The organism is Pelovirga sp. (genome assembly GCF_059864205.1).
In genome coordinates this window covers 1-4,523 of sequence record NZ_JCBCBS010000038.1, presented here as the reverse complement: position 1 = coordinate 4,523, position 4,523 = coordinate 1, and the positions used below count along the sequence as shown (strand labels likewise).

Annotated in this window: 3 protein-coding genes; all 3 read right to left on the bottom strand. The window is 52.0% G+C overall.

Features of this window, described 5'->3' with window-relative positions:
• The coding region (locus AC6F7T_RS02095) for an NAD-glutamate dehydrogenase domain-containing protein (RefSeq protein ID WP_500716315.1) at positions 1-2,921 on the bottom strand (2,921 nt) is incomplete at its 3' end.
• Between the two features lie 126 nt (positions 2,922-3,047).
• Positions 3,048-3,836 (bottom strand): 16S rRNA (adenine(1518)-N(6)/adenine(1519)-N(6))-dimethyltransferase RsmA, encoded by a 789-nt coding sequence (gene rsmA / locus AC6F7T_RS02090; protein ID WP_500716314.1) that lies wholly within the window; start codon positions 3,834-3,836, stop codon positions 3,048-3,050.
• Positions 3,833-4,363 (bottom strand): DUF2062 domain-containing protein, encoded by a 531-nt coding sequence (locus AC6F7T_RS02085; protein ID WP_500716313.1) that lies wholly within the window; start codon positions 4,361-4,363, stop codon positions 3,833-3,835. The genes rsmA and AC6F7T_RS02085 overlap by 4 nt, the downstream gene beginning before the upstream one ends.
• Between the last annotated feature and the right edge of the window lie 160 nt (positions 4,364-4,523).

The window sequence follows — 4,523 nt, the reverse complement described above, 5'->3', positions numbered from 1 at the left end:
AACACGTCACCACTCATATCGCCGATGCCGACCACGGTAAAGGGCTCAGTCTGAATATCCTGTCCCATCTCCCGGAACAGACGTTTGACACTCTCCCAGGCGCCACGCGCGGTAATACCTAATTTCTTATGGTCATAACCGTGGGAACCACCACTGGCAAAGGCATCGCCGAGCCAGAAGTTGTAGGACTCGCTGATGGCATTGGCGACGTCGGACAGATGCGCCGTCCCTTTGTCGGCGGCAACCACCAGATAGGGGTCATAATCATCATGAGCAATCACCCCGACAGGGCGAACAACTTCTTCACCGACACGGTTGTCAGTGATATCCAGCAGCCCGCACATGAAAGTCTGGTAGGCCTCCTTGACAATCTGCCCAAGCTGATCACGATCGTCACTGCTGCGTTTGGTGACGAATCCTCCTTTGGAACCTTCCGGTACAATCACCGCATTTTTGGTCATCTGCGCCTTGACCAGGCCCAGCACTTCGGTGCGGAAATCATCCGGTCGATCGGACCAGCGTACCCCACCGCGGGCAACCTTGCCGCCGCGCAGGTGAATTCCCTCCATTTGCGCTGAATGGACGTAGACCTCATAAAGCGGACGTGGTGCCGGCATGTCGATAACGCCCAGGGAGCTGATCTTCAGGGAAATAAAGTAGTCGTCGCGCTCGCAGCGCACAAAAAAGTTGGTGCGAATGGTTGAGTCGATAAGATTAAACAGGGTGCGCAGAATTTTATCTTCATTCGGGTTGCTGACGTCTTCCAGTACCTTGACCAGCTCCTGACGCACTGGTGAGAGTACCTCCAACTCACGCACCATCGGGTCATCCCATTCTGCTGAGGGCTTGAAACGCCCTTCAAAATAACGATACAAGAGTTGTGTCGCAGCAATGTTATTGGTCAGGGTTTCCGCGACCCGTTTTTTGGAAAAGGGGCTGCCCAATTGCAGATAGTAATTGCGATAAGCACGAAAGACATCGATCTGGCGCCATGAGAGTCCGGTTGGCAACAACAACTTGTGGAGATAGTCGTTTTCCACTTCATTATTGTTCAGCGCCCGCAGGGTATCGATCAAATGCGTTTTAACCTGTGCCATGGGTAAACTTTTGGCAGTGTCGGCACGCACGGAAAAACTTTTGATATAAACCGGCTGATCGTTGATAACCAGATCGGAATCGACCTGATGCAGCACATAGAGATCGAGGTTCTGCAAATAGGGCATCAGGTCGTTCAGATAGCACCGGTTCAAACTGTAAAACTGTAAACGGAAGTAATCGCGCTGATCGTGGAACGGTCCCCACAGATCGAAAACATCCTGCTGAAATTGGAGAAGTTTTTCGATATTGCGCAGATCCCGGATAGCAAAGCGCGGTTCGTTCCGGGCCCGATATTCCTTGTCAAACGCTTTAATGTAGGTGTCCCAGGTGGCAAAGGATTCACTGCTGAAGTTCTTTTCCAGCAGGGTGCGAAAGCGCAGTTTCCACGGCATGGTCAGACGCGTCAAGCCCTGTTCCAGTTTCAGCAGGTCAACCTGAACCTCTTTATGGCGCAACTGCAGATTAACGTGCAGGGTCAAATAGTCCGATGCCGCATGGATCAGGCGAATATCCACGCTGACTGCCTTGAAATAGCGGCGCAGATAGGTCTCAAGAGGTTCGATATGCTCGGGCAGATAATACTCGTTGGGCATGATCAGCAGCAGCGTCAACCCCTGCTCCGCCGTTGTTGGTGCAATCACCACCTTGACCCCGGCCTGGCGATGCATCTGAATGAAAGAGCGCAGCATGCGCCGTAATTCATCCTCTTCCATCAGAAACAGTTCGATCTTGGGGAAGCTGTTGATAATCTGCACCGTTTTGCGATAGTTGTGACTGTCGCGCACAATGTTCAACTGCTGCTGCGCCTTCTCAATCCGCCGGCGCAGGGCCGGGATCATGAAGCTGTTTTCATCAATGCTTTTCTGGGTATAAAACCCGAAAAAACAGTGCTCACGATAACCACCTCTGATTTTTTCACGGAAACCCAGATAGGTCAGGCGCTCAAAACGGTGTAACGGGCAGCGAAATTCGGTCCGTTCAACATCGACAAATTTGCCCTGACCCAGCAACGGGAAAACTTTTTTCACATTGAGGGTGAAGGGTTTATCGGCCTTATGGAAGGGTTCGAGATAAAATTCCGTCAAACCCAGCGCCTTGCTTTTTTCTTCTTTGAAATGATTGATATCAGCAGCAGAGGTATAGGTAAAACTGCGCGTGGCAACAGGAATATAGTTATCCTGTTGCAGCCAATCAAAAAGCGCCTGGTGTCCGGCAAATTCCTTTTTTTGCAGCAATACATCAAACTTTTCCTGCATCGCCGGACGATCGCGGTAGATGGTCAGTGCCGCAGTGATGATGGTTGTCAGCGCCGCTTCAAGTTCTTCAATCTGCCCTTCAGCAACACGCTCGAGCTCAAGCCAGACAAATGATTCGCGTGGTAAATCATCGGAAGCGTTGGTGAGGGTCTGAACTTGCCCATCTTTTCTTGCTATCGACAAAATCGGATGGCAAATAACGTGAAACTGCAGAGCTTTACGGTGCAGATATTCCTGCAGGGTAGAAAAAATATGATTGGCATCGGGGGAGTTGGTAAACAGGCGATAGTGACCGGAATTCTTGAGGGGGAACAGCTTAACCCTGATTTCCTGCTCCTGTTCCAGGAGAAAGTTGCCGGCCTGAATCAACTGTTCAATCAGTTCGGCAAAGCTCAACTGCGCCAGTAACCGCTCGGGAATCTCGCTGCGCAGTACGTCAGACAAGGCGACAAAGGTGTCGAGATGGGTCTTTTGCCCCTGCCGTCGCAATTCTTTTTTTATGGCCTCCGGTTCAAACAGCTGTTCATTTTCCTTTTTTGATCCGCCACTGAGAACCGTAACCTTCATTACCGACTCCTTTGTTGGTGATGTGAACATCTATCTACTGCCCCTTAGTATACACCTTTGGCACCAAAGAAATATAAAATAGCCCGTGCCGGGTTGCAAGGCTCAGGAGGCTTTTATTCTATCGCCTCAATCCCCAAAAAACGCCCTGGTCAGGGCTGAGAATTGTTGCAGGCTGAGGGTTTCACCGCGACAGCCAGGATCAATAGTGGCCAGGGACAAGGCGTCATCGATAGCGGCAGGCTGAAAACCACTGGCCAGCAGGCTGTTGCGCAGGGTTTTACGGCGCTGGGTAAAAGCTCCCTTCACCATTTTTTTAAACAGGGTTTCGTCAACCGGATCAACGCGAGGTTGGGCCAGCGGGAGAAATGAGAGCACCAGGGAATCCACCTTGGGGGGGGGGTTGAAAGCTCCCGGCTTGACCAGGGCCACCTTGTCGATATCATACCAAAGTTGGCATAGCACCGAGAGGATGCCGTAATCTTTGCTGCCCGGCTGAGCCATCAGACGTTCGCCAACCTCGCGCTGAAACATCAGAACCAACCGGGTAAAGAGGGAGCGGTGATCCAGCAGCTTGAACAGGATCTGGCTTGAGATATTGTAAGGCAGGTTGGCAACCAGGGTATAGGGAGGATCAGTCAACAATTCGAACCATGGCAACTTGAGAACATCGCCTTCATGGATCATCAGACGATCATCATAACGCTGATGCAGTAGCGCGATCAGGTCGCGGTCGATCTCCATCACCGCAACCTGCGGCACCTTCTCAAGCAGTCGGTCGGTTAACACACCCAGACCCGGGCCGATTTCAACAACCCGCTGCTGAGGATCCAGCCGTGCTGCAGCGATAATTTTGTCGATCACGGCAGGATCATGGAGAAAATGCTGGCCGAAGCGCTTTTTTGTCTGATAACTCATGGCATCTCGTTTCTGTTATCACCGGGTAACAGTTTGCGCAGACGTTTAGGCCAGCGTGGTATGCGGTATTGACGCAACCAGGGCATCAGACGCAGGGTCAGGGCATAGCTGATCAACGCCACCGGAAGACCGAGGACGATGGACCCAAGCCCCAATGGTAGCCCTAACTGCAAGGCCGTATCCCAGGTTAATTCTCGAGTGAATGCGGCCACACCGATGGCCGGCTTGCCCAGCAGCATGCGGCCTATTTCATATTCCAGCGCATAGATAAAAGGGGCCGTTAGCGGATTGGTGATCCAAACACCAACGAAGGTAGCAATCTTGTTCTGTTGCAGAAGAAAGGCAAAAAACAGGGCAATCAGGATGTGAAAACCGAAGAACGGCGTAAAGCCGATAAAGACACCGAGGGCCATCCCCCGGGCTACAGCATCGGGGGAAGATTTGACGCGTGCCAGGCGGATCAGATTAAGTTTAAACCGGCGGAAAAAGCCGAAACGTTGCCAGCGGTTGTCAGATCGCTCAGTCAAAGGGAAACCTGCTCCAGGGGCCAGCTCGACACCGCATTGAGATCAAAACCAGAACGCTTGCCGTGACTTAAATAATAATCGGCAGCCACCGCAATCATCGCTGCGTTGTCGCCACACAACAGGGGCCGGGGGAAATAAACACTCATCGTCGTCGCGGCTG